A 25,033-nucleotide genomic window follows, 5' to 3' on the forward strand; every position below is an offset into this window, starting at 1 on the left:
CATCCGATCGTATCCGCGGTTCAGATCGCAGTATGCGTCGGTGTCCGCTCGCTGTTCCGGCGCATTCTCCGACCCGGATGCCGCGGGTCGGCGGCGTCCGGGTCGAAGTGCGACTGGAACGGCGTCGCGTCAGCGGTGGTCGCGGTCGTGGTGCTGGCCGGCGGGGTCGCCGGCGGCGACCCGGTCCGCCTCGCGGGCGCGAAGCTCGACGCGGCGGATCTTGCCTGAGATCGTCTTCGGCAGCTCCGGCACGAACTCGATGATGCGCACCCACAGGTGCGACGACAGTCGTTCGCGCGCGTACGCGAAGATGGCGGATGCCGCGGCCGTCTCGTCCTGCGCCGCCGCGGCCGTCAGACACACATACGCCTTCGGCACGGCCAGGCGGGTCGGATCGGGGCTCGGTACCACGGCCGCCTCGACGACGTCCTCGTGCTCGAGCAGCACCGACTCCAGCTCGAACGGCGAGACCTTGTAGTCGGACGCCTTGAAGACGTCGTCGGCACGGCCGATGTAGGTGAGGTAGCCGTCGTCGTCGCGCACGGCGATGTCGCCGGTGTGGTGATAGCCGCCCTCGCGCGACTCGGCCGTCTTCTCGGGATCCTCGTAGTAGCCGGTCATCAGCCCGAGCGGCGCCTGCGACAGGTCGAGGCAGATCTCGCCCTCGCGCTCGGCGAGCTCGCCGGTGGCCGGGTCGACGAGCACCACGGGGTAGCCGGGCGTCGGGCGTCCCATTGAGCCGTCCTTCACGGTCTGGCCGGGGGAGTTGCCCACGCAGCAGGTCATCTCGGTCTGGCCGTACCCGTCGCGGATCGTGCCACCCCACGCCTCGCGCACCCGGCTGATCACCTCGGGGTTCAGCGGCTCGCCCGCGCCGACCAGCTCGCGCGGCGGGTGGGTCAGGCGCGAGAGGTCGGCCTGGATCAGCATCCGCCAGACGGTCGGCGGGGCGCAGAACGAGCTGACCTGGTGCGTGTCCATCACCTGCATCAGGGTGTCGGCGTCGAACCGGTCGTAATTGAACACGAACACGGTCGCCTCGGCGAGGAACGGCGAGTAGAAGTTCGACCAGGCGTGCTTCGCCCAGCCGGGGGAGGAGATGTTCAGGTGCACGTCGTCGGGTCGCACACCCAGCCACCACATCGTCGACAGATGACCGATCGGGTACGAGGCATGCGTGTGCTGCACCAGCTTCGGGCGGTTCGTGGTCCCCGACGTGAAGTACAGCAGGCAGGTGTCGGAAGCCGGCGTCGCGGCATCCGGCTCGTAGTCCTGCGGGGCGTCGTAGGAGTCCGAGAACGCGCGCCATCCGTCCGGCACGGCGTCGCCGACGCCGATCCGGAGGACGTCGTCGGGGATGCCGGAGAGCCGGGCCTCGAGGTCGCCGGTGGTGACCACCGCGCGGGCGCGCCCGTGGTCGGCGCGGTAGGCGAGGTCGTCGGCGCTGAGCAGTGTCGAGGTGGGGATGGCGACCGCGCCGACCTTGGTGATGGCGAGCATCGTCTCCCAGAGCTCGATCGTGTTGCCCAGCATCACGATGACGTGGTCGCCGCGGTGGATGCCGGTGCTGCGCAGCCAGTTCGCGACCTGATCCGAGCGGCGGGAGAGCTCGCCGTAGGTCCAGCTGGCGCTGCTGAGGTCGGCCGAGACGATCTGCACGGCCGGGCGGTCGGGATTCTCCGCGGCGACGACGTCGAACCATTCCAGGGCGAAGTTGAACTCCGCAGGATCCGGCCAGCGGAACCCGGCGCGCGCCCCGTCGTAGTCGGTTCCGTGTGCGAACAGGAAGTCGCGCATCTCGCGGACGGCGGCGGTTGCTGAGGTGGCGGGGCGTGTGCTCATTCGGGACTCCTTCGTCGGGTTCCATCTTGCTCCCCAAATCCTTGTTGACTGACGGTCAACAGCATTTGTGGCCTGTCTACAAGGAACTGAAGATCGCGTCCGCTGGAACTTGGTTCCAGGGCGCAAAGTCCGGAGGAGGCGGGGGCGCCGCCCATACGATCGCCCGAGGCAATGATGCCCCTACCCTTCCAGGAGTTCTCAATGACGAGTGCACAGCCCCATGCCCATGCCCACGGACTGGGCATGCGCATCGCCGTGATCGTGCTCAGCATCCTGCTGGCCGCGATGGTGATCCTGTTCTTCCTCACGACCGCCAAGATCGCGGCAGGTGCCGCCGAACTCGCCGGCGGAACCACCACCGCCAAGGACGGCTCGACGGAGCTCGCCGCAGGCGCGACCACGCTCGCGGGCGGCACCGGCGATCTGGCATCCGGAGCCGGTGACCTCGCGGCCGGTGCAGACTCGGCGGAGGCAGGAGCGTCGAAGCTCGCCGCCGGCGCGACGAAGGCCGCGGCCGGCGCGACCACGCTGTCCGAAGGCACCGGCACGCTTGCCGCGGGCACCTCGAGTGCCGTCGCCGGCGCGAGCAAAGTCGACGCCGGTGCGCAGCAGCTCCTCAGCGGAGCGCAGGATCTGAAGGCAGGCACAGCGCGGGCGGATGCCGGTGCGGGGTTGGCCCGCAACGGCGCCGCGACGCTCTCCGAGAAGATGCGCCTGGCGGATGCCGGTGCGCAGAAGGCCCGCTCGGGTGCGATCACGCTCGCCGAGAAGATGGCACTGGCCGATGCCGGTGCACAGACGGCTCTCGCCGGCGCCCAGCAGGTGTCCCAGGGTGCGCAGGACGCGGCGGTCGGCGCGACCGCCCTGAACGAGGGCGTGCAGCAGGTCGCCGCCGGCGCGAAGTCGGTCGATCTCGGGGCGCAGCAGGCGATCGTCGGGGCGGACTCCGTCGCGGCGGGTGCAGCGGTGCTTGACGCGGGTGCGTCGCAGCTCGCCGCCGGCGCGAAGTCGCTTGCCACCGGAGTCGACGGGGCGCACCAGGTCGCGAGCAAGGTGAAGGCGGGCGCCGACTCGCTCAATTCCGCTATCGGCGCGGCTGTCACCCCGCAGCTGCGGGCCCTTGCCGACAACCAGGCAGCGATTACAGGCGCCGCGCAAGCTGCTCCGGGCAACTCGCAGAAGCTCGCCGACGCCCTCGCGCAGTTGGCTGCGGTCGACCCGTCGAACGCGCAGCTGCAGAACCTCGCGGCGCTGGCAGCCGGGCTCGACCAGCAGGTGGACGGAATCGCCGGCGCCGCGGCCGCCGCCCCGCAACTGGCCAAAGGCACTCTGGACGCTGCGGCCGGCGCCCAGTCCGTCGCCGCAGGCGCGAACGCACTTGTGAACGGCGACGACTCGCAGGGATGGCCGGGCACTGTCGTCCTCGCAGACGCCAGGACCGGAGCATCCGCGTTCGCCGCCGGAGTGCAGACGCTCAAGGACGGCACGGCCAAGGTGGCCGGTGGCGCGGCGCAAGTCACGGCTGGGCTGAAGAAACTGCGCACCGACGGCACTGTGAAGGTGTCCGGTGGAGCGGAGCAGCTTGCCGAGAAAGCTCCGTTGCTCGCCGGTGGCGTGACGAAGATCGCCGCGGGGGCGGAGAAGCTGTCCGCCGGACTCGTTCCGCTCGCCGCCGGCACCACGCAGCTAGCCGAGGGCGCGACCCGCCTTGACGGTGGTCTCGCTGAGCTGAGTGCCGGTACGACGCTGCTCTCCGAAGGATCGGCGACCCTCGCCGGCAAGCTGGGCGAGCTCCAGGCCGGCACGGCGAAGTTGAACGCCGGGTCGACGAAGCTCGCCGGCGGCCTCGGGACGCTGGCGGAAGGCGCATCCGATCTGCACGCCGGCACGATCCGTCTCGATAGCGGTGCCACGCGACTCGACGAGGGCGCGACCTCACTGGCCGAGGGAACGGCGACGCTGCAGTCCGGAGCATCCGACCTGTCCACCGGGCTGGGCGCCCTGTCGGATGGCGCCACGGCCCTCTCGGACGGCACCCAGCAGCTGGCCACCGGCGGCGACAAGCTGAAGACCGGTGCTGCCGCCCTGGCCGAGGGCAACGGCAAGATCGCCGTCGGCTCGGGCACGCTCGCCTCGGCGACGGCGGGTGCCGCGCCGTCGATGCTGCCCTGGATGCTGGTGATCGCCCTGCTCGGGCTCATCGCGATCGGATTCTGGATCGGCCATCGCGTCAGCCACAGGCGGGCGCTCGCCGCGGCCTGACCGCACGTGAAACAGGGATCCGCTGTGGGCAGAACAGCCCACAGCGGATCCTCGTGCGTGCGGGGTCTGATGCGACGCATCCTGATCCCATGACCGATGAGAAAGCAGTACCGCAGTTCGGGCCGGATGCCCGTCGGGCGCTGTACCACGAGCGCGTCCTGGTGCTCGACGGCGTGCTCGACGACGACAACGGCGCCCTGCTGATGACCCAGTTCCTCGCGCTCGCCGCAGAGGATCCCGTGACCGACATCGCCCTGTGGATCCACTCGCCCGGCGGCTCGGTGCCGTCGATGCTGGCAATCCGCGACATCATGCGCACCATCCCCAACGACGTCTCGACCGTCGCCCTCGGGCTGGCCTGCAGCGCCGGGCAGTTCCTGCTCTCGGCCGGCACGAAGGGCAAGCGCAAGGCGCTGCCGCACGCCCGCATCCTGCTGCACCAGGGGTCGGCAGGCATCGGCGGGTCCGCCGTCGAGATCGAGGTGCAGGCCGGCGACCTGCGGCACATGCGCGACACCGTGCTCGGCATCATCGCCGACGACACGGGGCAGCCGGTGGCGAAGGTCTTCGAGGACTCGCTGCACGACCACTGGTACACCGTCGACGAGGCGCTGGACTACGGGTTCATCGACAGCGTCGTGGCATCCCTCGGCGACGTGTATCCGCGCAAACGATCGCGGATCGGACTCGGAGCGGAGGTGGGGGCATGAGCGGCTACACGATCCCCAACGTGATCTCGCAGAACCCGCGCGGTGACCGGATCATGGACGTCTACTCGAACCTGCTCGCCGAGCGGATCGTCTACCTCGGGACCGAGATCGACGCCAGCGTCGCGAACACGATCATCGCGCAGCTGCTGCACCTGGACTCGGCCTCGCCCGACGCCGACGTGCAGTTCACCATCAACTGCGCCGGCGGCGACCCCAGTGCGGCGCTGGCGATCTACGACACCATGCAGCACATCCGCCCGAGAGTCTCGACGACCTGCGTCGGGCAGGCGATCGGCCCCGGTGCGATCCTGCTCGCCGCGGGAGCACCAGGCATGCGGTCGGCGCTGCCGCACGCGCGGATGGTGCTGCACCAGCCCGCCGGGCAGAGCCGGGGCGCCGTGCCCGACCTGATCCTCGCCGCCGACGAGGTCGTGCGGGTGCGCAGCGAGATGGAGACGGTGCTCGCGCAGCACACCGGCCGAACCATCGCCGAGCTGCGATCGGACACGGATCGCGACCGCGTGCTCACCGCCGATGCCGCCGTCGAGTACGGCCTGATCGATCAGGTGCTCGGCCCGCGGTGACCATCACGTCCGTCACGCCTGCAGGCAGAAACCACGGATGCCGGCAGCTCTGCGGCATCCGTGCCTGCAGGCGTGACGGGTGCCGGCGGCCTCAGGCCGCGAGCGCGAAGGCGCTCGGCGCCTGACGGACCGGCGCTGCGGCGGGGGTGAGGCCCTCGGCCACCGCGCTGGTCAGGTCGAGCAGACTGAGATCGAGTGCCCCGGCGACAGCCGCCATCATCTCGCTGGACGGATCCTTCATCCCCCGCTCGATCTCGGAGAGGTACTGCGGGGAGATGCCCGCGGCATCCGCCGTCTCGGTGAGGGTGTCGCCGCGCTCGTGCCGTCGTCGGCGCAGCTCCGCGCCGACGAGCTGCCGCCAGAGCGGCTCCGGTTCACGCGGTGCGCGGGGCTGGGGGAACGGGACGATCTCGGCCATGCCTCACGGTACGACGCGGGTCTCGCCCGTCTCCACGTATTCCGCTCAGAGCAGAAGTCCTTCGATTCGAGAGTGGATCTTGATCACCCGCGGCCGCGAGCGGGCGTTGCGACGGCGTGAGCGAGGCCGATCGTCAGCCACCATGCGCCCATCAGGTTGAACGCGCCGAGCGGGGCGGCGAGGACGAGGCCCTCGGGTAGGACGACGAGGCCGAGCGCTGCAAGCGCCCAGCCGGCGGCACCGACGCCCCGGGCGATCAGCAGCGCGAGCACGACCGCAATCGCGAGACCGCCCCACAGCAACGGGCCGAGCCGGTACAGCAGCGACCCGAGCATCACGAAGGCGACGAGCACGGCAACCGGAACCAGAGCGAGCACCATTCCCGCGATGCGCCAACCGCGTCCGAACCCGGGGCCCCGCAGCCGCGTCCAGACCACGGCCGCAGCCCAGGCGAGCATGCACGTCGGGACGAAGAACATGCCGATGGTGAACCCTGCGATCAGTGCGGCCAGCGTCAGGACGACGCCGGTCGTCACCGCGGCCGTGGTTCGCGCTCGTCGGGGAACCAGCAAGGGGATCAGCGTCAGCACCCCTGGCACGAACGCGGCCAGGGGTGCCCACGGATCGCCCATGCCGGCCAAGGTCCTGGTTCCAGTGACCGTCGCCCCGTTCGAGTCGGCCTGCGCGACGGAGTAGAGGGGCAATATGTAGGCCACCAGCACGCCGAGTACGAGAGCCGAGAGCGCCGTAGCGCCCTGCAGCACCCACCATGCCCGCTCGGCCGCGCTGTCATCCGCGCCGAACTCCTCGCGGGCCCGCTCCGCGATCTCGGCCGGAGCGCCCAGCCCGACGACGACCTCGTCGACCGGCCTGCCCAGGTCCGCGGCATCCGCGAAGTGCCCGCGCAGGTCGTCGAGGACGGTCTGCCGGTGGTCGGGGTCGATGCCGCGCAGCATTCGCTCCACGTCCCGCAGATACTTCTCCTCGGTGGTCATGATGCTCCCTCCAGGACGGCGTCGACCTCGGCGCCGATGCTGCGCCAGACGTCGGTGAAGACCCGCAGCTGAGCGGATCCGGCGGCGGTGATCGTGTAGTAGCGGCGCGGCCGGCCGCCGCCGACGGCTTCGGTGCGGGTGTCGACCAGACCGTTCTCGCGCATCCGCGTGAGCAGCGGATAGAGGCTTCCCTCGCTCGCGATCAGCCGGCGGGCCTGCAGATCGGTGGCGAGCTCGAGCCCGTACCGCTCAGAGGTCGCGAGCAGCGCGAGCACGCAGTATTCCAGCACTCCCTTGCGGAGGTTGGTGGCGATGCGCTCGGCGTTCTCGGACATGTCGAGAACACTAACCTTGCGACGCAAGTATTGCAATACAAGGATGCATCTGATGCGCCCTTCCGCCCGGGGCTATCCCATAGGGTCCGCGGCGTAGACTGGTGAGGATTCTCGGAGGACTGTCATGCCTGCCCCTACGCGCACGTTCGGAGTGCGTCACCTGCAGCTGTTCCGTGCCGCGCTCGCGGCCATCGCAGCGCTCATGGTGACCTTCTCGAACGACCACTCCGCACAGGTCGGGCTCTCGATCTTCTCGGGCTTCGCGATCGTCTCCGCGCTGGTGCTGGCGCTGTCCGCGTGGCTGGTCTACCCGGAGGGCAAGCGCTGGTGGGTCCTCACCGTCGGCGCCTTCGACTTCATCGCCGGCATGGCCGCCGGCATCCCGTCGATGCGCACCGACGACATGTTCTTCGCCCTCGTCATCTCCTGGGCGCTGGTCACCGGCGCCTTCGAGCTCGGAGCCGGCTTCCGGCTCAAGAGGTACGACGGCGCCCGCGACCAGATCATCACCGGCGGACTGGGCATCCTGCTCGGCATCCTGCTGCTGCTGATCCCCGCCGGGTTCCTGCAGAACTACACCATCGCCGAAGCCGGAACCTTCCAGCTCACCGGCATCATCATCGGCGTCGGACTGTTCGGCGGCTACGCCGCCATCGTGGCGGTGCTGCTCGGCATCGCCGGGCTCACGCCGCGCCCCGCCGACGCCGAGACCCCGGCCTCCGTCACCGAGGCCGATCGTGGAGGAGTGTCATGACCGACCACAAGCCGACCCGTCGCGAGATCATGAAGCCGATGCAGCTGGTGGGCATCGCGCTCACCGCGGGCATCTTCGCCGGGATCGTCACGATGGTCTCCACCGGAGCCTTCACCGACCGGGTGAACCGCGCGATCGCGAAGGGCACCTACCAGGGGATGCCGCCGGTCGAGCTCGGTCTGGTCGTCGCAGGAGGCGCGTTCATCGTGACGCTGCTCGGCATCGCGCTGCTGATGCTCGCGGTCGACCCGGCCGACGTCGTCAAGCGCCACGACACTCCTGTGCTGTACGACCCCGAGACGCCGGACCAGCCGGCATCCGGTCCGCTGCTCAACGCCGACGGCACCGAGGCCGACCCGGCGAAGCCGGATGCGGCGAAGCCGGACGCCCCCACGGCCTGACGCCGGTCGCGCCGCTCGCGGGCTCATCCCTCCGGGAAGGTCATCTGCAGCAGCTTGTCGTCGCCGTCGCGCGGTGTGCCTCGGCCGTCGGTGTTGTTCGTGAGCACCCACATCGTTCCGTTCGGGCCGGGGACGACGTCGCGCAGCCGACCGTACTCGCCGGTGTACATGGACCACGCCTCCTCCGGAGAGCCCGTGCTCACGACCCACAGCCGCTCTCCGCGCAGCCCGGCCACGATCACGGTGCCGCCGATCACAGCGATGCCGCTCGGGCTGGCCTCCTCGGGCTTCCACTGCACCACCGGGTCGACGAACCCGTCCGCATGGGCGATGCCCTCGTGCAGCGGCCAGCCGTAGTTCTTCCCGGGCTCGATGCGGTTCAGCTCGTCCCAGGTGTCCTGACCGAACTCGCTCGCCCACATCGTGCCGTCGGCGTCCCAGGCCAGTCCCTGCACGTTGCGGTGCCCGAGCGAATATACGACGGTGCCGAACGGGTTGCCAGGCGCCGGATCTCCCTCGGCCGTGAGACGCAGGATCTTGCCGCCGAGGTAGTCCCGGTCCTGGGCCCGGTCGCGCGCACCGGCATCGCCGGTCGCGACGTACAGCAGGCCGTCCGGCCCGAAGGCGATCCGCCCGCCGTTGTGGTTCGCGGCGACCGGGATGCCGGCGAAGATCGTCTCCGGGGCGCCGAGCTCGAGGCTCCCGGGAGTACCGGTGACCGGCAACCGCACCACCCGGTTGTCCTCGGCGGTGGCGTGGTAGGCGTACAGCCAGTCGTCGAGCAGTGCGATGCCGTTCAGCCCCGCCTCGCCGCCGGACACGACGTCGGGAACCGTGCCGGCGACGCGTGTCGAACCCGACGGCGTCAGCTCGATGATCTTCCCGTCGTCGCGCTGCGAGATGAGCGCACCGCCGTCGCCGGTCGGGGCGATCGACCACGGCGCCTGCAGGCCTGAGGCCACAGTGGTCGTGATCGTGACCGTCGACGTGCTCGTCTCGACAGGCGCAGGCTGTGGAGAGCACGCGGTCAGCGCCAGCAGTGCCGCCGACGCGACCGCGATCCGGATGCTTCGCATGATGCCAGCATCCCCCGCGAGCGCCCCGCGCGGGCGAATGGGTACCCAGTCGTGACCTGCGCAGCGCGGATTCTCGGTCACATCCCGATGTTCTCCAAGATCTTCGCGGCGGCCTCGAGCGGATCATCCTCCGAGGCGTCATCGCTGCCGTTCGCATCGCGCCAGGTCTCCTCGATCTCCACGATGACGCGGCGCAGGGCCTCCTCGTCCGGCTCCTCGCCGTGCTCTACAGCCTCGGCGAGCCATTCGGTCCACGCCGACCAGCGTGGCAGGTAGAGGTCTCGGATCAGGCCGGACCAGTGTCGTCCGGAGTAGTCGTGCAGTCCGCTGGTCTGATGGCCCCACACGGAGAGCAGGCTGCGCGCGTCGCGCTCCATGACGTCGCGTTCCGCTGTCGTGTCACCCCACGAGCGTGCCGACTCGATCCAGGTCGACATCCGGGTCTCCCGGCGCGTCGCGGCCAGGTCATCGAGCGTCAGTAGGTCTGCGCGCAGCGCGGCACCGTGCTCGCGCAGCGCAGGGGCATCCGCTGCGGCGAACGCGCCAAGCACGCCACGGATGCGGCGACGGATATTCTGCGCGAGCACATGGCCAGCGAGCTCCGTGACATCGCGTTCCAGCGACGTCCGCTGCTTCGCGTCGCGCAGACCGATCAGCAGCCGCGCCGCTCTCGCGATCGAAGGCAGGTCTTCGAACACGGTCGGGTCGTTCTCGGCATCGATGTTGGCAGACATGCGCGTCGGCTCCGGCAGCGCTTCGCCGGCCAGCCGCTGACCGGCGAACGGGGCCGCCGCGCTCCACGGCCGGGCGATCACCGGTGACGGGATCGACCGGGTGCGGCCCGGTCCGTACAATGTGTCGCCCAACAGACGCCAGGCCTCGACTGCAGCAGCGTCGTCGGTGCCGTACCGCTGGCGCGCGAACTGCGGCAGCCACGCGTCCACGTCGATCGGACCCCAGGTGAGATCGGTGGCGGCCTCGTAGAACACGGTGTTGTTCTCGATCGCTTCCGGGGCGACGCCGACTCCCTCCAGGCCCTCCGGATGCAGCGCGGCGAGCTCATCGACGTCGTGCGCGAGCCCGCGGAGATCACCGAACAGGGCGAACCTGCCACCGAAGTTGTGCACGGCGGTCCAGATCCACCGCCGGCCGTGCATGCCCTCACGCCACATAGGTGCGTGCTCGCCCCAGAGATCGATCAGGAGCAGCCGGTCGCGCGGAATCCCGGACAGATAAGCGGTGACCCGCTCGTGCGTCCAGAACCGTCGGTGGTAGTGGAACGGCCAGCCCTGCAGAAGCCAGGTGGCCCGCGGATGCACCGCCGCGATCGCGCGGTGCACGCCGGCGCCCGCCGCTGCGAGATCTGCCGGCTCTTCCGACGGCGGGAGCGACTCGATGTACGGGTCGACGGCGAACACCGGCTCGGCCCCGGGATCGCCGAGCAATTCGCGCTGCACCTCGAGGAACAGGCCGAGGAATCGTGCGTAATCATCGGATGCCGGATCGAGCATCGGCGTCCGCCAACCCTGCCATTCGATCTCCTCCGCGTCCTCGCCTGCGAGCGACCGCGGCACGTGGCCGCCGGGCAGCGGCAGAACGGGCGTCATGCCGAATGCGCGTGCCCTGGCGAGGATGAGGCGCGCCAGCTCGAGCCGCCGCTGTTCCCAGCGTGCCGGAAGCGGGCCGCCGAAATCGTGCATCCCGCCCATCGACATCCACGGCACGTGCGCGGCGCTCCCGATCCAGGCACGGGCGACGTCGTCGTCGACGCCGGCCCGGCGCAGGGTCTCCGCGAGGACAGCCTCGTACCCCGTGAGCACGAGCGGATGCGTCACGCCGTGCAGCGCCATCCAGTCGAGTTCACGCTCCCACCGCTCCCAGTCCCAGAACGGCGTCGAGTAGCCGTGGGTCACGACGTTGAGGTGATAGCGGATCGTGAACGGTGTGCGCATCCGCGTCAGCGGGGCATCGGCCCAGGCGCCGGGATCGATGGCCGGCGACTCCCAGGTGATCCGCCGGCCCTGCTCGTGCAGGTATCGGGACAGGGCGCTCGCCGCGGCGACGGGATCCGAGCCGCACAACGTCAGTACCCCGCCGCCTGCTTCGTACGCCGCAGACGCGCCGGGCCCACCGGCATCCTCGATCCGCACGTGCAGCCGGTCGGCGTCGCCGCCGATTCTGCGCACGAGTCCGTGCAGTGCGGGCTCCGTATAGGGATCGGTCACGAGCTCGGCTCCGCGACCGGGACGGCGATCCCCGCCGACCAGTCGGCGAAGTCGATCGGACGCCCCGACAACCGGGACTCCTCGGCGCTGAACGCCATTAGGTGGCTGTCCAGGGCGGTCTCGAAGGACAGTTCGCCGGTGCCGACGGTACCTTGCCGTACCGCCTCCACGAACTCCGACATCAGCCCGGCGTCGCCGCCGCCGTGGCCGGCATGGTCGCCGAGGTCGGCGTTCGGGATCGCCACCCGGAGCGTGTGCCTGTCATGCCCCATCGGCGCCTTGCTGCTCACATCGTGCAAGACCAGCGGCAGCCCTTCGGGCAGCACGGCCTCGGGGGAGAACAGGTCGACGATCAGTTCGCCGCTCTCCATGTGCCCTGACAGCTGGCCAGCCGAACCCGTGATCGTGACGTTACGGGTGTTCTCCGCGGTGAACGCCGATGCGGTCAGAGTGGCGGTCACACCGCCAGGGAACAGCATGGTGGTCTGCTGATGATCGGCCACGTCATTGTCGCCGCGGTACACGCACCGACCGTAGTCTCCGGTGCTCAGAGCCGCCATCCGCCCGGCGGGCGAGGTGTCGGTGCCGAGCAGGTGCACTGGATGCCCCGAGACATCGGCGAGCGCGTCGACGTAATAGCGCGGGGCGAAGAACGGGCAGCTGTCCGCCACTGGGCAGCCCTGCACGCAGAACTCCGGGGCGCCGGCGGGGGCATTCTCCGATCGGAACCAGGTCAGATCGCCGATGCTGTACACGGACTCCGGCGCATGCCCGGCCAGCCAGCGGATCAGGTCGAGGTCATGCGAGGTCTTGGTCAGCACCATCGCCCCCGATGTCTCGCTGCGGCGCCAGTTGCCGCGCACGTACGAGTGCGCGAAGTGCCAGAAGCCGATGTTCTCGCGGATCTCGATCGTGATGGTGCGGCCGATCACACCGGAGTCCACGATCCGCTTCACCGTGCGCCAGAACGGAGTGAAGCGCAGCACATGGCCGATCGCGAGCGCCGATGACCTCTCCCTGGCGTGGCGGGCGAGCCGCTGCAGCTCGGCGATGGTCGGCGCCGCCGGCTTCTCCAGCAGGAAGGGGAGTCCCGCATCGGCGACGGCGATCGCCACGTCGACGTGCAGCGCATCCGGAACGGCGATGATCACTGCATCCGCCTTCAGCGGTCCGAGATCGGCGACCGCACCCTGCCAGTCGTCGTACTCGGCCGCTCCTCCCGCCGCGGTCGCCAACGCGGTGCGGCGGGCGGCGTCAGGGTCGGCCACGGCGACGACGCGCGCGCGGTCGGGGTGCTCGATCGCCCACCGTCCGTAGGCGTCGCGGCCCCGGCCGCCTGCGCCGATCACGACGATTCGCTGCGGATGGTCGGATGTGCTCATTTCTCGGCTCCTGCCGTCAGTCCCTCGACGAGATAGCGCTGCGCGAGGAAGAAGAGGATGACGATCGGGACCGTCACGGCGATCGCGCCGGACAGCAGCACCGTCACCGGCACGTTGAAGTCGGACAGCTGCGAGATGCCGAGCGGCGCCGTCCACAGTGCGCGGTCCTGCACGAGGAACAGCAGCGCGTAGAAGTACTCGTTCCACGCGATCATGAAGACGTAGATGGCGGTCGCGACGACGCCGGGCAGCGCGATCGGCAGCACGACGCTGCGCAGCATCTGCGGCAGGGAGGCGCCGTCGACGATTGCGGCCTCCTCGACACTCTCGGGCAGGGCCTGGAAGTAGTTCCGCAGCATGTAGATCGACACCGGCACGGTGGCCGCCACGTAGACCAGGAACAGGCCGACCAGCGATCCGGTCAGCCCCGCCTTCGCGAGCAGCACGAACAGTGGCACCGAGAGCACGATCCCGGGGAACAGGTACACGCCGAGGATGATCGCGTTCACGCCGCCGCGGCCGCGATAGCGCAGCCGCGCGGCGGCGTACGCACCGAGGATCGACACGAGGATCGACAGCGCCACGGTGCCGAGCCCGACCAGCAGCGAGTTGATCACGAAGCGGCCGAGGCCGAAACCTCCCTGGGACGGATCGAGCATCGCCGTGGTGTAGCCCGAGAAGTCCAGTTCGCCCAGTGAGGGTATGAGGTTCAGCGGCTCGCGCACGATAGCCGAGTAGGGCCGCACTGACAGCACGAAGCCGTACAGCACAGGCCCGATCGCGAAGAACAGTGCGAGCGCGATGAAGACGACCCTGCCGGCCGTGGCGGCCCGGCGGGGACGGAGGGGCGAGCGGCGGCGGGTCATTCGGTCTCCACCTTCCTGCGCGAGAGCACGACGTAGACGGCCAGGAGGGCGATGAGCACGATCGACATGAGCAGGCCGTAGGCGGCTGCACTGCCGATGTCGGCGCGAGTGACGAGCTCGGTGTACACCTTCAGCGCCATCAACTGGGTACCGCCGGCGCCCTCGGTGAGCAGGTACACCTCGCTGAAGCTCTGGAAGGTCCAGATGAACCTCAGCAGGCACAGCAGCAGGATGACACCTTTGAGCTGCGGCATCACGATGCGCCACAGAATCTGCCTGCCGTTCGCGCCGTCGAGGGCGGCGGCCTCCTCGATGCTCGGCGACACTCCCTGCAGCCGGGCTGTGATGAACAGGAACGACAGCGGCGCGGACGTCCAGATCTCGAACGCGACGACGACGAGCAACGACACTGGGATGCTGACACCGAACACCTCGGCCGAGGCCGTGTTCAGGAACCCGATCGAGCGCTCCCAGCCGAGCACCTCGCGGCCGAACGCGTTCACGACGCCGTACTGGGGGTTGAGCATCGTCTGCCAGATGGTGACGGCGGCGATCAGCGGGAGCACGTAGGGCACCAGCAACAGTGCGCGCACTACGCCGCGGCCGGGGAACGGGCGCCGCAGCGCCAGGGCGAGTGCGAGACCGAGCCCGACCGATCCCACCATGGTCAGCACCGAGTAGAGAAGTGTGGTCCCGAGTGCCCGCCAGAACGCCGGGTTGTTCAGCGCCCGCTGGAAGTTGTCCAGCGACCACTCGATCGGCTCGGTGCCGAGCCGCGGGATGTCGACCAGCCGGATCTCGCTGAAGGCGAAGACGATCACCATGATCAGCGGGATGATCGAGGCCAGCAGGATGACGAGGAAGGTCGGCGCCGTCAGAAGCAGGCCGTTGCGGTTGTCCCGCCGGGAGCGGCTGCTGAGCCGCCCCCGGCGCAGACGTGGTGTTGCGGTGGTCACAGGCTTGCCTGGACCTCCTCGACCGCCTTCTTCATGGCGTCGGTGACCTCCTCCGGCGACGCGCCGCTGTAGAGCTGCTCGATCTGGTTCGACAGCACGCCCTGCGTGAAAACGAGCCCGGCGAGTGTGGCATCGTCGGTTCCCATGCCCCACAGGTAGATGGCGTTGATTCCGTCGGCCATGCCCTTGACGAAGTCGTCGCCGTAGATCTCGGCCGACGTCTTCTCCTGAGCGGGGCCGATGCCGAGGCCGCCCCAGGCGTCGAGGAACTTCGTCGGCTCGTCGGCGGTGCCGTTGCGCAGCGGGATGCGGCCCTCGGTCGCGACTGCGAGCGTGTCCTCATACCCCTCACCCATCACGTACTCGATGTACTGCTGGGCGGCCTCGGTGTGCGCACCGGTGGGGATGCCGTAGCCGAGGATCGCGCCGTACTGGTGGGGCTCGTCCTCGTCGAGCACGGTGATGAACTTCGTGTTGTCCGAGAGGAACGTCGGTGTCGCCTTGCACTCGGGGCATGTCGCCGGGGTGGCGGGGTCGAGGCCGGCCAGCTCGTCGAGGATGTGCGTGGAGAACAGCAGCATCGCCGCATCGCCGTTCATGTACGCGGCGCGGGCGCTGGTGACGTCGAAGTCGCCGGCAGCCGACGAGTTCCGCAACCGCAGGAACTGCTCGGCCGCGTCGTCGCAGGCATCCGAATCGATCGTGACCTCGCCGTCCGTGACCAGCTCGCAGCCGGCGCTCTGGAACAGTGACTGGATGCCCTCGGTGGCGGACGCGGTGCCGGCCTGAGTGCCGAACGCGAGGCCGGTGATGCCGAGCTTGTCCTTGACAGCGGTGGCGGCGTCGGCGAGCTCGGTGATGTCGGTCGGCACGTCGACGCCGGCTTTCTCGAGCAGGTCGGTGCGGTAGGCGACCACGTGCGTCCAGCCGTCACTGGGCACGGCGGAGATCTTGTCATCGATCGTCACGGCCTTCACCGCGTTCTTGTTGAATGTGTCCTCGCCGAGAGACTTCACCGTCGTGGCCGCGGCGTCGGTGTCGAGCAGGCCCTGCGACGTCCAGGCGCCCGTCTGCGTCGATGCGTGCAGGATGACGTCCGGTACGTCGCCGCTGGCGGCGCCGGTGACGAGCGCCTGGTCCTGGTCGGCTCCGGCCATCGGCACGACATCCACCTTGATGCCGGTCTTCTCGGTGAAGCCCTCGGCGACCTTCTCCTGTGCGGCGAGCCGCTCCGGGGTGGTCTGCGGGGTCCAGAACACGATCTTGTCCGGCTTCTCGGCCGTCCCGTCGCCGCCGCCGGTGCAGCCGGCGAGGATGGTCAGCGCGGCGAGCGCCGCGATCGGGGCCGCGATGCGCTGCGCGGATGGTCGGGTCATGGTGCGTCACTCCTCTTGTCATGGCGCTGGGCGCCGGGGTGGGAGAACCGATGCGGCGTCGATGTCCATCGGTCGTGCGATCTTCCCGCGAAGCGAGCGATGATAATGAGATCGCGTGTGTGATTGCAAGAAATCACCCTTGTTGAGGCTATCGATGAGGGTATGGTGCATGCTGTGGATGATCTCGACCGCCGCATCACCGGTGCTCTGCTGGCCAGCCCTCGGGCGACCAACGCGCAGATCGCCGAAGCGGTGTTCACCTCGGAGGCAACGGCGTCCCGTCGGGTGGCCCGTCTGATCGGCGAGGGCGCTGTGCGCGTGATCGGAGTGCTCGACCGTGAGGCCACCGGCAGGGAGCGGTCGCTGTTCGTGCGGCTGCGCTGCCGGCCGGGCGATGCGAATCGGTCCGCGCAGCGTCTGGCGAGCTGGCCCGAGTGCGGTTCGGTCAAGCTCGTCACCGGCAGTGTGGACTGCATCGCCGAGATCAGCTACACCTCGAACGATCATCTGCTGGCGATCACGCTCGAGCAGTTGCCGGCGCTCGACGGAGTGCTCGCGGTGTGGAGCAATCAGGTGATGCGTCGGTTCGCGACACCTCACAGCTGGCTGCCAGAGCTGCTTCCCGACGTCGTCGTCGAGAAGCTGCGGGCGCAGCGCCTGGATCCGTGGAACGATCCGCTGCCCGACGAGCGGGTGCGGATCGATCCGCTGGACGAGAGGATCGCCGCGGCGATGGCCGACGACGGGCGGCTGGGGTGGCAGCAGCTCGCCGAGATCTGCGGGGTCAGCCCGGTCACGGTCCGCCGCCGCGCCGAGGCGATGATGTCGGCTGGTGCGCTGCGGATGCGAACGGTGGTCGAGCCGGAGCGCATCGGCCTACCGGTGAACGCGTTCGTGTCGCTGAGTGTGAACCCCACCCAGCTCGGGAAGGCGGGGGAGATGCTCGCGGAGCATCCGTCCATGCTCATGATCGCGGCGACGACGGGGGACAGGAACCTCTGCGGCGAGGTCGCGCTCGCCTCCGATCGCGAACTGTACGAGTTCATCTCCGCGACGATCGGCGGGCTGCCGGGGCTGCAGCACGCGGACGTCGCGGTGGCGCTGCACTCCGTGAAGCGTGCAGGCCGGACCAGCGACCTCGTGCCGGCGGTCTGAGTACCGGCACGAGGCCGGGCGGTCAGATCGTCAGCCCGCGGAGGATACCGTCCTGAGCGGCGACGATCAGCTGCCCGCCCACGACGACGGGTGTCGAGAAGGTGTTCGCGGCGAACAACTGCCGGTCGACGGTGACGGCGCCGAGAGACGTGTCGATCGCGGCGAGCAGCCCGCCCACCGAGACCAGCCACGCCGTTCCGGTGCGCGGGTCGAGCACAGGGCCGGCGTTCACCACCCGGGGCACGGCCTGCGAGCTCCAGCGGGGAGCTCCCGTCGCCGGGTCGAGCACGGTGGCCACGCCCCACTCCGTCACCATCAGCACCCCGGCGTCGTCGAGCACGACGCTCGGCGCGAAGATGTAGCTCCCGGCGGCGCGCCACACCTCATGCCCGGTGGTCGGATCGACGGCGATGCCGTCGGTGACGGTGCTGAACAGCACCGCACCACCGGGCAGCACCTCGATCCAGTCGTCCCACGGACCGTAGATCAGTTGCCGGTACTTGTCGGGCCTGTCGGTGGTGAGCAGCGACCACAGAGTCTTCCCGGTGCGCAGATCGTAGGCGTATCCGCGCCCGTCTCCGGCGCCGACGTACACGCGCTCACCGTCGGATGCCGCGCGACCGGCCGTTCGCACCGGCACTGATGCCTCCCAGAGCGTGGCGCCGGCGGCGTCGAGGCAGCGCAGCCGATCCTCGGCGGTCACGAGGATGCGGTCACCGGCGTCGGTCGGGGTGACCAGGGGCGTGGTGAGTACCGGCTTGTCGAAGCGGCTCGTCCACCGGGTGCGCCCGGTTCGCGCATCCAGGGCGTACAGCCGGTGATCGGCGCTGGGCACGATCACCAGGTTGCCGTCCGAGGTGAACGCCGCACCGCGATGGACCGGCCCGAGCCGCGCACTCCAGAGCGTCTTCGGCCGCCGCCCTCGGGATGCCGCGTCGACGGCGATCACGCGGCCGGAGGTCGATCCGGACACCACGACGGATCCGTGCGCGGCGAGCGCGCCCTGCAGGCGTCCGCCCACTTCGATCTCCCAGGCTGGCCGCGCGCGGCTTGGCCCCTTCTTCTCGACGGCGACGGTCTCGTAGCGGTGACCGCCGGCGGCATCCTTCGCGCGCACCTGCACGCGGTGGTGGCCGGGCGCGAGTGCGCTCGCGTCCACCGTTCCCTGCCAGGAGCCTCCTCGCTTCGCGAGCGGCGTCCAGGCCCCGGTGTCGGCGAGGCCGAACACGCTCTGCGGATACACGCGCGCCTCGACCGTTTCGGCCGCCTCGCCGCGGGGCACAGCGGTCAGCGAGACGGCGGAGGACGACGGTCGCGCTGCCACGTTCATCCGCTCCGTGCCCGAGGACGCGGTGTCCAACGGGATCGCCGCCAGCCGCTGCACGGCCGGCTGCTCGTCATCCGTCGTCCCCAATGTCACCTGCTCGACGACGAGTGCCCTGCCCTGCGCCGTGCTGCTCTCAGTGACGCGCAGATAGTACGGGCCGAGCCTGGAGGCGATCGCCGCAACCTGCGTGAGTCCGTTGAAGGCGGTCACCTCATTGCGGTGGATGTGGCCGGCGAAGATGCCGCGCACCGGGTACGGGTCGATGGTGCGCAGGAAATCCTCGGTGTCGTTCGCGTAGTAGTTGCTCCCGCCGAGGGGGTAGTGCAGGAACAGCACCGACGGGGTGTCCCCTGCGCCGTCGAGGTCGTCGCGGATCGTCTTCAGGTCGTCGGCGAAGAGTGCCGGCTCCTGCAGCAGCTGGGTGGGATCGAGTGCCATGAAGTGCACGCCCCCGGCGTCGAAGCTGTAGCTCGTCGGACCGAACCAACGCTGGAAGCGCTCGCGAGCACTGGTGTCCCAGCGGATCTCGTGGTTGCCGGGTGCATGCCGGATGCGATCCCACAGAGCATCGGGGATCAGGCCCCGGTAGGCCTCGAGACCGGCGTCGCTGCCGTAGTCGGTGATGTCGCCGCAGTGCAGCACGAACTGCGGGTCCTCCGCCTCGATCGCCGCGAAGATGCGGCGCAGATTGGCCAGCCTCGCGGCCTCCTCCTCATTCGCGTGGGTATCGGTGAGCACGACGAACCGCAGGCTGCCTTCGGTCGCGCGCGCCGTCTCCACCGCTGCCCCGGGCCAGGGCCCCACGCCGCGCCGGAGAGCCCGAACCCCAGCCCGACCGCCGAAAGCCCGAGGAAGCCTCGTCTGCTCAGCGGGGTGCGTTCCGGCATCCGCGCGTGTGTTCCATCCGTCATGACCGCTCCTTTGCTCGTGGGGGAACTCTGTCTCGCACCCAACCGGGGAAGCGGGGCGCGCGCCAAGCGCGTCAGCGGTGAATGCGAGGGAACGACATGCGCATCGCCGGGCGCGCAAGAAAGCGACCACCTGAGGATGCTTGAATCTCTCAGTGCACTCCGCGGCAGAGGCGATTCCTTGCACGGATGGCGGCGAGTGTTGTCCCGCTCGTCGTCAGGCGGCCAGCGTCGTTCGAGACCGGCCGATGACGGCCGGCTCTCGCGCAGACATCCTGGAGGGACCCATGAGCATTCATCCGTCGAACCGCTTCCGCCGCGCGTCCGTGATCGCGGGCGGCGCCGTGGCGGCACTGGTAGTCGCCGTCTCCGTGGCGACCCCGGCAACCGGGGCCCCGCCGGCGGCTCATCCCGCGCCTGCCGAGCACGTCGTGCTGATCGCGCTCGACGGTCTCGACGTCGACTACCTCGACGGAGGGGCGATGCCGAACCTCCGGTCACTCGCTGGACACGGCAGCCTGAGCACGTCCACCGGGGTGATGACCTCGATCACCAACCCGTCGTGGTCGTCGATCGCCACAGGCGCCTGGCCCGAGACCCACGGCAACACCGCGTACTGGTACGACCCCGCCGCCGGCACGGCGGTCGGACAGCAGCGCGACCTCGCCGTGCCCACGATCGCGGAGGCGATCCGCGACCAGGGCGGCACAGTGCTGTCGTCGCAGTGGTTCATCGTGCAGAATCACGGCACGGCGTTCGGCGACCCGCAGGGCCTGTACACGCAGCCGGGCGGCGACTGCGCCCGGCGAGCTGACGATGCGGTGGCTGTGATCAACGGCGAGCCGGTGATGAGCGCGGGGAAGTCCGTGCAGATGGACGGCATCCCTGACCTGATCGCGGTGTACTGCGACCGACTCGACGCGCTCGGGCATGCCGACGGCGATCGCGCGCCAAACATGCCTGCGGCGATCGCCGAGGTCGACGCGCAGATAGGAAGGCTCGTACAGGCTACGAAAGACGCCGGGATCTACGGGCGCACGGCGTTCGTGGTGACCGGCGATCACGGCATGGAGACGTTCACGAAGGGCATGCGCGACGACTTCCTCGCCGCGATCTCGGGCGCCGGATATCAAGCCGAGATGCTCAATGCAGGTCAGTTTCCTCAGCCGGGCACCGACGTGGTGGTCGTCGTCGGCGGCGTGGGTTCGCTGCACTTGGTCGGCGATGCGGCCGACGACCCGGAGGCGGCCGCGCGGATCGACGCCGCGGTCTCGGCATTGCCCCACATCTCGGCGGTCTACGACAAAGCCGAGCAGAAGGCCATGCACATGTCGCCGAAGTACGGCGAGCTGATCGTGGAGCCGGAGGAGGGCTGGAGCCTGGGCGACGACCCGTCCGACGGCGTCTCCGGGCTGCACGGTACGTCGCGCGAGGCGCTCACGGCCCTCGTGATCGCGGGGTCGGGGGTGCGCTCGCACGTGGCCCCGAAGAATCCGCGGCACATCGACCTCGCGCCGACGATCGCCGCGCTGCTCGGCATGGGCGGGCCGTCGGCTGCCGACGGCCGCGTGCTCAGCGAGGTCGTGCGCCCGCGCTGAGCCGCGATGGCGGCACGCTCGTGACCAGAGCCCATGTCCGCGCCCGGGCATAGGCTTCTGAGGTGACAGCCTCTCCAGATCGCGCTTCGGTCGGCCTCCGTTCCGAGCGCGGGCCGGTCCTCGGCGCTCTGATGCTGGCCACCGGACTCATCGCGATCGACGCGACGATCCTCGCCACCGCGGTGCCCACGATCGTGGGCGACCTGGGCAGCTACCAGCAGTTCCCGTGGCTGTTCTCGGTGTACCTGCTCGCGCAGGCGGTCAGCGTGCCGATCTACTCGCGGTTCGCCGACACGATCGGCCGCAAGCCGATCATCATGATCGGGATCGCCCTGTTCCTGCTCGGGTCGGTGCTGTGCGGCGTCGCCTGGAGCATGGGCTGGCTGATCGTGTTCCGCATCGTGCAGGGGCTGGGCGCGGGTGCCGTCGCACCGATGGCGATGACGATCGTCGGTGACATCTACACCGTCGCCGAGCGCGCGAAGGTGCAGGGCTACATGGCCAGCGTGTGGGCGATCTCGTCGGTGATCGGGCCGTCGCTGGGCGGCATCTTCTCGCAGCTGGACGCCTGGCGATGGATCTTCTTCGTGAACGTCCCGCTGTGCCTGCTGGCCGCGTGGATGCTGCTGACGCACTACCACGAGGACGTCGAGCACCGTCGGCACCGGATCGACTACGCCGGGGCCGTCCTGCTGACCGTCGGCCTCACCGGCGTCATCCTCGGACTGCTCGAGGGCGGCACGGCCTGGGAGTGGTTCTCAGTGCCGAGCGCGGTGTGCTTCATCGGAGGTGCGCTCGCCCTGGTCGTGTTCGCCTTTGTGGAGCGCCGCGCGGCCGAGCCGATCATCGACCTCGCGCTGGTCTCCCAGCGGCTGATTCTCACGACGACGCTGGTGTCGTTCGGGATCGGCGCCCTCATGATCGGCGTGACCAGCTTCGGCCCGGCGTTCCTGGAGGGATCGATCGGCGTCGCCCCACTGCTTTCCGGACTTGCCGTCGCCGCGATGAGCCTCGGCTGGCCACTCGCCGCGGCGAACGTCGGGCAGCTCTATCTGCGGATCGGATTCCGCCGCACCGCGCTGATCGGCCTGTCGATCGCGAGCGTCGCCGCCGTCGTGCTCGCCGTGACCGCCCAGTGGCCGAGCCCGTGGATCTTCGCCGCGGTGGCCTTCTGCCTCGGCTTCGGCCTCGGCTGGTCCGCCGCGCCCACGCTGATCGCCGCGCAGTCATCCGTCGGCTGGGGCGAGCGGGGCGTCGTCACCGGCATGAACGCGTTCGCCCGCTCGGCGGGCAGCGCCGTCGGCGTCGCCGTGCTCGGTGCGATCTCGAACGCGGTGATCGCCGGTGGTGGCGGGGCGGACGATCCGGACACGATCGTCTCCGCATCGACGGGCGTCTTCATCGCGGCGGCCGTCGTCGCGGTGCTGACCCTCGTCGCGGCATCGGTCATGCCGCGCGACGGCGCGATGTCCGGCGACGAGATCTCGACCGCCGGGCGCTGAGCGATCGCATCGCCGGACGCCGCCCCCCGCGGCATCCGGCGACGCGGCTCAGGCGAGCCAGCCGAAGCGCTTCACCAGCGGCGTGGAGCGCCACCAGCGCCCGAGGCCCAGGTGGTCACCGGCCGGCGAGAACGCGAGCAGCAGCGCGGCGGCCACGGCGAAGAGATGCTCGTCCAGGAACGGGTTGTTGGCCAGCGGGAACGCCGAGACCCAGAGCAGCAGCATGAATGCCGCCGCGCCCAGCCCCGCGATGCGCACGCCGACCCCCAGCAGCAGGGCGAGCCCTGCGCCGACGGTGCCGAGCAGGAAGAGCACGTCGACCACCGGGTGACCGGCGATCGGGTGGAGCGCGCCGAAGGCGAAGCCGGCGGGATCGAGGCCGAACTCCAGGTATCCGCGCGTGGGCGAGAACCCGTTGATCACGGCCTTGCCCGGCTCGGTGGCGAGACCGAGGCCGAACACCTTGTCCAGCCCCGACCAGAGCAGCTGCCAGCTGAGGGCGATGCGGAGCACGCCCAGCAGGACACCGGGCACCTGGGCTTTGGCGCGTTCTCTTCGGGGCGTGGCGTGCGCCGTATCCGTGGGGGCGATGGTCACGTCCGTCATATGTTCCTCCGGTTGGTTAGGGTTACCTAACCAACGTAGAGTGCGACGGGATCCTCCCCGGAATGTGACGAAAAGCGACGGCGATCGTCAGAAGTTGCGCTCGTACTCCGCCAGCTGCGCCGCGACGCGATCGAGGAAATCGTCCACGGCGTTCGCGTCGTAGCCCGACGTGAACGCTCTCGTGCGGGGGATCTCCCGCTCCACGACATCCTTCGCGCGCAGCGACGCCTCGTCACCGCGCTCCCACGACTCCAGCGCCGCCTGGCAGTCGTCGAGCAGCTCATCGACGCCCTCCACCGCGTAGACGGGCGTGCGCGCGGTGGCGAACAGGGTGTGCGGAAGCTGGGCCGCGGCGACGTCGGTGCTGTGCACCGCCTTCATCGGGCGAGCTGCTCGGCGATGCCCGTGTAGGTCGCCGGGGTCAGCGCGAGCAGGCGCTGCTTCGCGGCGTCCCCGATCTCGAGCCCCTCGACGAAAGCCGCCAGGTCCGACGGGCCGACGCGGTGGCCGCGGGTGAGCTCCTTGAGCAGCGCGTACGGGTCGGCGATCGTGGATCGCCCTGCGACGACCTCGGCGCGGATCACGGTCTGGATCGCCTCGGCCAGCACCTCCCAGTTGGCGTCGAGATCGGCCAGCAGCACCTCGCGCGAGAGCGAGACCTCGTTCAGGCCGCGGCGCAGGTTGTCGAGAGCGAGCAGCGAGTGCCCGAGCGCGACGCCGATGTTGCGCTGCGTGGTCGAATCGGTCAGGTCGCGCTGCATCCGGCTGGTGACCAGCGTCTGCGAGAGCGAGCCGAGCAGCGCGGCAGAGAGCTCGAGGTTCGCCTCGGCGTTCTCGAACCGGATCGGGTTGATCTTGTGCGGCATGGTCGACGAGCCGGTCGCGCCCGCGACCGGGATCTGCGCGAAATAGCCCATCGAGATGTAGGTCCACATGTCGGTGGCGAGGTTGTGCAGGATGCCGCCGGCGTGACGGATGCGGTCGTACAGCTCGACCTGCCAGTCGTGCGACTCGATCTGGGTGGTCAGCACGTTGAAGCCGATGCCCATGCCCTCGATGTACTCGCGGGCGACGGTCGGCCAGTCCACGTCGGGCTCGGCAGAGAGGTGCGCCGACCAGGTGCCGGTCGCGCCCGAGAACTTGGCCAGGTAGTCGGATGCCGCGATCTGGCTGCGCACGCGCTCCAGGCGCCACGCGAAGACGGCGAGCTCCTTGCCCATGGTCGACGGCGTGGCCGGCTGACCGTGCGTGTGCGACAGCATCGGAGCATCCGCGTGCTCCACGGCCAGTTCGCGCAGCTTGGCGATCACGGAGTCGAGGGCCGGCAGCCAGACCTCTTCGACGGCGCGCTTGACGGTGAGCGCGTACGAGGCGGAGTTGACGTCCTCGCTGGTGCAGGCGAAGTGCGTGAGCTCGGCGATCGCGTCGAGGCCCAGCGTCGACAGGCGGTCGCGCACCAGGTACTCGACCGCCTTGACGTCGTGGCGGGTGACGGCTTCCTTGGCGGCGAGCCAGTCGATCTCCTCCTGACCGAAGTCCAGGTAGAGCGCACGCAGCTGCTCCTTCTGCGCGTCGGTCAGCGGCGAGGTGCCGAAGATCGAGCGGTCGGTGAGGGCGATGATCCACTCCACCTCCACCTCGACACGGGCGCGGTTCAGGCCCGCCTCGGACAGGTAGTCGGCGAGGCCGGTCGTGGCGGCGCGATAGCGTCCGTCGAGCGGGCTGAGCGGCTGGGCGGGAAGCTGCGTGGACAGG

General features: G+C 69.8%; 22 protein-coding genes. 8 read left to right on the forward strand and 14 right to left on the reverse strand.

The window, feature by feature from the left end; translation table 11 throughout:
- Window positions 1-129: 129 nt before the first annotated feature.
- Complete coding sequence (locus ACFVAE_RS11410; RefSeq protein WP_378891909.1) at window positions 130-1,842, reverse strand: AMP-binding protein; 1,713 nt, start codon at window positions 1,840-1,842, stop codon at window positions 130-132.
- Window positions 1,843-2,043: 201 nt separating this feature from the next.
- Here ACFVAE_RS11410 and ACFVAE_RS11415 point away from each other — a divergent pair, with 201 nt between their 5' ends.
- The 3 genes from ACFVAE_RS11415 to ACFVAE_RS11425 all read left to right on the forward strand — a co-directional run bounded on the left by ACFVAE_RS11415 (window position 2,044) and on the right by ACFVAE_RS11425 (window position 5,398).
- The gene (locus tag ACFVAE_RS11415; RefSeq protein ID WP_378891912.1) at window positions 2,044-4,104 is read left to right on the forward strand and encodes a hypothetical protein; all 2,061 of its coding nucleotides are present in this window, start codon (window positions 2,044-2,046) and stop codon (window positions 4,102-4,104) included.
- An 89-nt stretch (window positions 4,105-4,193) separates the two neighbouring features.
- Entirely contained in the window at window positions 4,194-4,814 is a 621-nt protein-coding gene (locus ACFVAE_RS11420; protein ID WP_378891915.1) for a ClpP family protease, read from the forward strand.
- Window positions 4,811-5,398 carry a ClpP family protease gene (locus ACFVAE_RS11425; protein ID WP_378891918.1) on the forward strand — a complete coding sequence of 196 codons (588 nt, stop codon included), beginning with the start codon at window positions 4,811-4,813 and terminating at the stop codon, window positions 5,396-5,398. Before ACFVAE_RS11420 ends, ACFVAE_RS11425 begins: the two co-directional genes overlap by 4 nt.
- Before the next feature lie 91 nt (window positions 5,399-5,489).
- Here ACFVAE_RS11425 and ACFVAE_RS11430 read toward each other — a convergent pair whose 3' ends face one another.
- From ACFVAE_RS11430 to ACFVAE_RS11440, 3 genes are all read right to left on the reverse strand, one after another.
- Window positions 5,490-5,816 carry a helix-turn-helix domain-containing protein gene (locus ACFVAE_RS11430; protein WP_378891921.1) on the reverse strand — a complete coding sequence of 109 codons (327 nt, stop codon included), beginning with the start codon at window positions 5,814-5,816 and terminating at the stop codon, window positions 5,490-5,492.
- An 83-nt stretch (window positions 5,817-5,899) separates the two neighbouring features.
- Window positions 5,900-6,811 (reverse strand): HAAS signaling domain-containing protein, encoded by a 912-nt coding sequence (locus tag ACFVAE_RS11435; RefSeq protein ID WP_378891924.1) that lies wholly within the window; start codon window positions 6,809-6,811, stop codon window positions 5,900-5,902.
- Window positions 6,808-7,146 carry a PadR family transcriptional regulator gene (locus tag ACFVAE_RS11440; protein WP_378891926.1) on the reverse strand — a complete coding sequence of 113 codons (339 nt, stop codon included), beginning with the start codon at window positions 7,144-7,146 and terminating at the stop codon, window positions 6,808-6,810. Before ACFVAE_RS11440 ends, ACFVAE_RS11435 begins: the two co-directional genes overlap by 4 nt.
- A 124-nt stretch (window positions 7,147-7,270) precedes the next feature.
- On the opposite strand from ACFVAE_RS11440, the gene ACFVAE_RS11445 reads away from it, so the two are divergent.
- Together ACFVAE_RS11445 and ACFVAE_RS11450 are read left to right on the forward strand one after the other, a co-directional pair.
- The gene (locus tag ACFVAE_RS11445; protein WP_378891929.1) at window positions 7,271-7,900 is read left to right on the forward strand and encodes an acyl-CoA synthetase; all 630 of its coding nucleotides are present in this window, start codon (window positions 7,271-7,273) and stop codon (window positions 7,898-7,900) included.
- A complete protein-coding gene (locus tag ACFVAE_RS11450; RefSeq protein WP_378891932.1) occupies window positions 7,897-8,301 on the forward strand; it encodes a hypothetical protein in 405 nt (134 codons plus the stop codon). The genes ACFVAE_RS11445 and ACFVAE_RS11450 overlap by 4 nt, the downstream gene beginning before the upstream one ends.
- A 23-nt stretch (window positions 8,302-8,324) precedes the next feature.
- Here ACFVAE_RS11450 and ACFVAE_RS11455 read toward each other — a convergent pair whose 3' ends face one another.
- The 6 genes from ACFVAE_RS11455 to ACFVAE_RS11480 form a co-directional block, all read right to left on the reverse strand.
- A complete protein-coding gene (locus ACFVAE_RS11455; RefSeq protein WP_378891935.1) occupies window positions 8,325-9,377 on the reverse strand; it encodes a PQQ-dependent sugar dehydrogenase in 1,053 nt (350 codons plus the stop codon).
- A 77-nt stretch (window positions 9,378-9,454) separates the two neighbouring features.
- Window positions 9,455-11,602, reverse strand: coding sequence for an alpha-N-acetylglucosaminidase TIM-barrel domain-containing protein (locus ACFVAE_RS11460; RefSeq protein WP_378891938.1), 2,148 nt, complete (start codon window positions 11,600-11,602; stop codon window positions 9,455-9,457).
- A complete protein-coding gene (locus tag ACFVAE_RS11465; RefSeq protein WP_378891941.1) occupies window positions 11,599-12,984 on the reverse strand; it encodes a Gfo/Idh/MocA family protein in 1,386 nt (461 codons plus the stop codon). The genes ACFVAE_RS11460 and ACFVAE_RS11465 overlap by 4 nt, the downstream gene beginning before the upstream one ends.
- Complete coding sequence (locus tag ACFVAE_RS11470) at window positions 12,981-13,850, reverse strand: carbohydrate ABC transporter permease (protein WP_378891944.1); 870 nt, start codon at window positions 13,848-13,850, stop codon at window positions 12,981-12,983. The genes ACFVAE_RS11465 and ACFVAE_RS11470 overlap by 4 nt, the downstream gene beginning before the upstream one ends.
- Window positions 13,847-14,806 (reverse strand): carbohydrate ABC transporter permease, encoded by a 960-nt coding sequence (locus ACFVAE_RS11475; RefSeq protein WP_378891947.1) that lies wholly within the window; start codon window positions 14,804-14,806, stop codon window positions 13,847-13,849. Before ACFVAE_RS11475 ends, ACFVAE_RS11470 begins: the two co-directional genes overlap by 4 nt.
- Complete coding sequence (locus tag ACFVAE_RS11480; protein WP_378891950.1) at window positions 14,803-16,182, reverse strand: ABC transporter substrate-binding protein; 1,380 nt, start codon at window positions 16,180-16,182, stop codon at window positions 14,803-14,805. The genes ACFVAE_RS11475 and ACFVAE_RS11480 overlap by 4 nt, the downstream gene beginning before the upstream one ends.
- A 174-nt stretch (window positions 16,183-16,356) precedes the next feature.
- Between ACFVAE_RS11480 and ACFVAE_RS11485 the strand changes: the two genes are divergently transcribed.
- On the forward strand, window positions 16,357-17,337 hold the full coding sequence (locus tag ACFVAE_RS11485) for an Lrp/AsnC family transcriptional regulator (RefSeq protein WP_378891953.1): 981 nt from the start codon (window positions 16,357-16,359) through the stop codon (window positions 17,335-17,337).
- A gap of 22 nt (window positions 17,338-17,359) precedes the next feature.
- On the opposite strand, the gene ACFVAE_RS11490 is transcribed toward ACFVAE_RS11485, so the two are convergent.
- A complete protein-coding gene (locus tag ACFVAE_RS11490) occupies window positions 17,360-19,402 on the reverse strand; it encodes a PQQ-binding-like beta-propeller repeat protein (protein WP_378891955.1) in 2,043 nt (680 codons plus the stop codon).
- 457 nt (window positions 19,403-19,859) lie between these two features.
- Here ACFVAE_RS11490 and ACFVAE_RS11495 point away from each other — a divergent pair, with 457 nt between their 5' ends.
- Together ACFVAE_RS11495 and ACFVAE_RS11500 are read left to right on the forward strand one after the other, a co-directional pair.
- A complete protein-coding gene (locus tag ACFVAE_RS11495) occupies window positions 19,860-21,170 on the forward strand; it encodes an alkaline phosphatase family protein (RefSeq protein WP_378891958.1) in 1,311 nt (436 codons plus the stop codon).
- Window positions 21,171-21,232: 62 nt separating this feature from the next.
- A complete protein-coding gene (locus tag ACFVAE_RS11500; RefSeq protein ID WP_378891961.1) occupies window positions 21,233-22,672 on the forward strand; it encodes an MFS transporter in 1,440 nt (479 codons plus the stop codon).
- Between the two features lie 48 nt (window positions 22,673-22,720).
- Here ACFVAE_RS11500 and ACFVAE_RS11505 read toward each other — a convergent pair whose 3' ends face one another.
- The 3 genes from ACFVAE_RS11505 to purB form a co-directional block, all read right to left on the reverse strand.
- Window positions 22,721-23,278, reverse strand: a complete 558-nt coding sequence (locus ACFVAE_RS11505) for a DoxX family membrane protein (RefSeq protein WP_378891964.1) — start codon at window positions 23,276-23,278, stop codon at window positions 22,721-22,723.
- Window positions 23,279-23,365: 87 nt separating this feature from the next.
- The gene (locus ACFVAE_RS11510; RefSeq protein ID WP_378891967.1) at window positions 23,366-23,659 is read right to left on the reverse strand and encodes a DivIVA domain-containing protein; all 294 of its coding nucleotides are present in this window, start codon (window positions 23,657-23,659) and stop codon (window positions 23,366-23,368) included.
- A complete protein-coding gene (gene purB, locus ACFVAE_RS11515; protein ID WP_378893554.1) occupies window positions 23,656-25,032 on the reverse strand; it encodes an adenylosuccinate lyase in 1,377 nt (458 codons plus the stop codon). Before purB ends, ACFVAE_RS11510 begins: the two co-directional genes overlap by 4 nt.
- Window position 25,033: the final 1 nt, after the last annotated feature.

Origin of the sequence: Microbacterium sp. NPDC057659 (assembly GCF_042799915.1) — a bacterium.
In the GTDB taxonomy this organism is placed as follows: domain Bacteria; phylum Actinomycetota; class Actinomycetes; order Actinomycetales; family Microbacteriaceae; genus Microbacterium.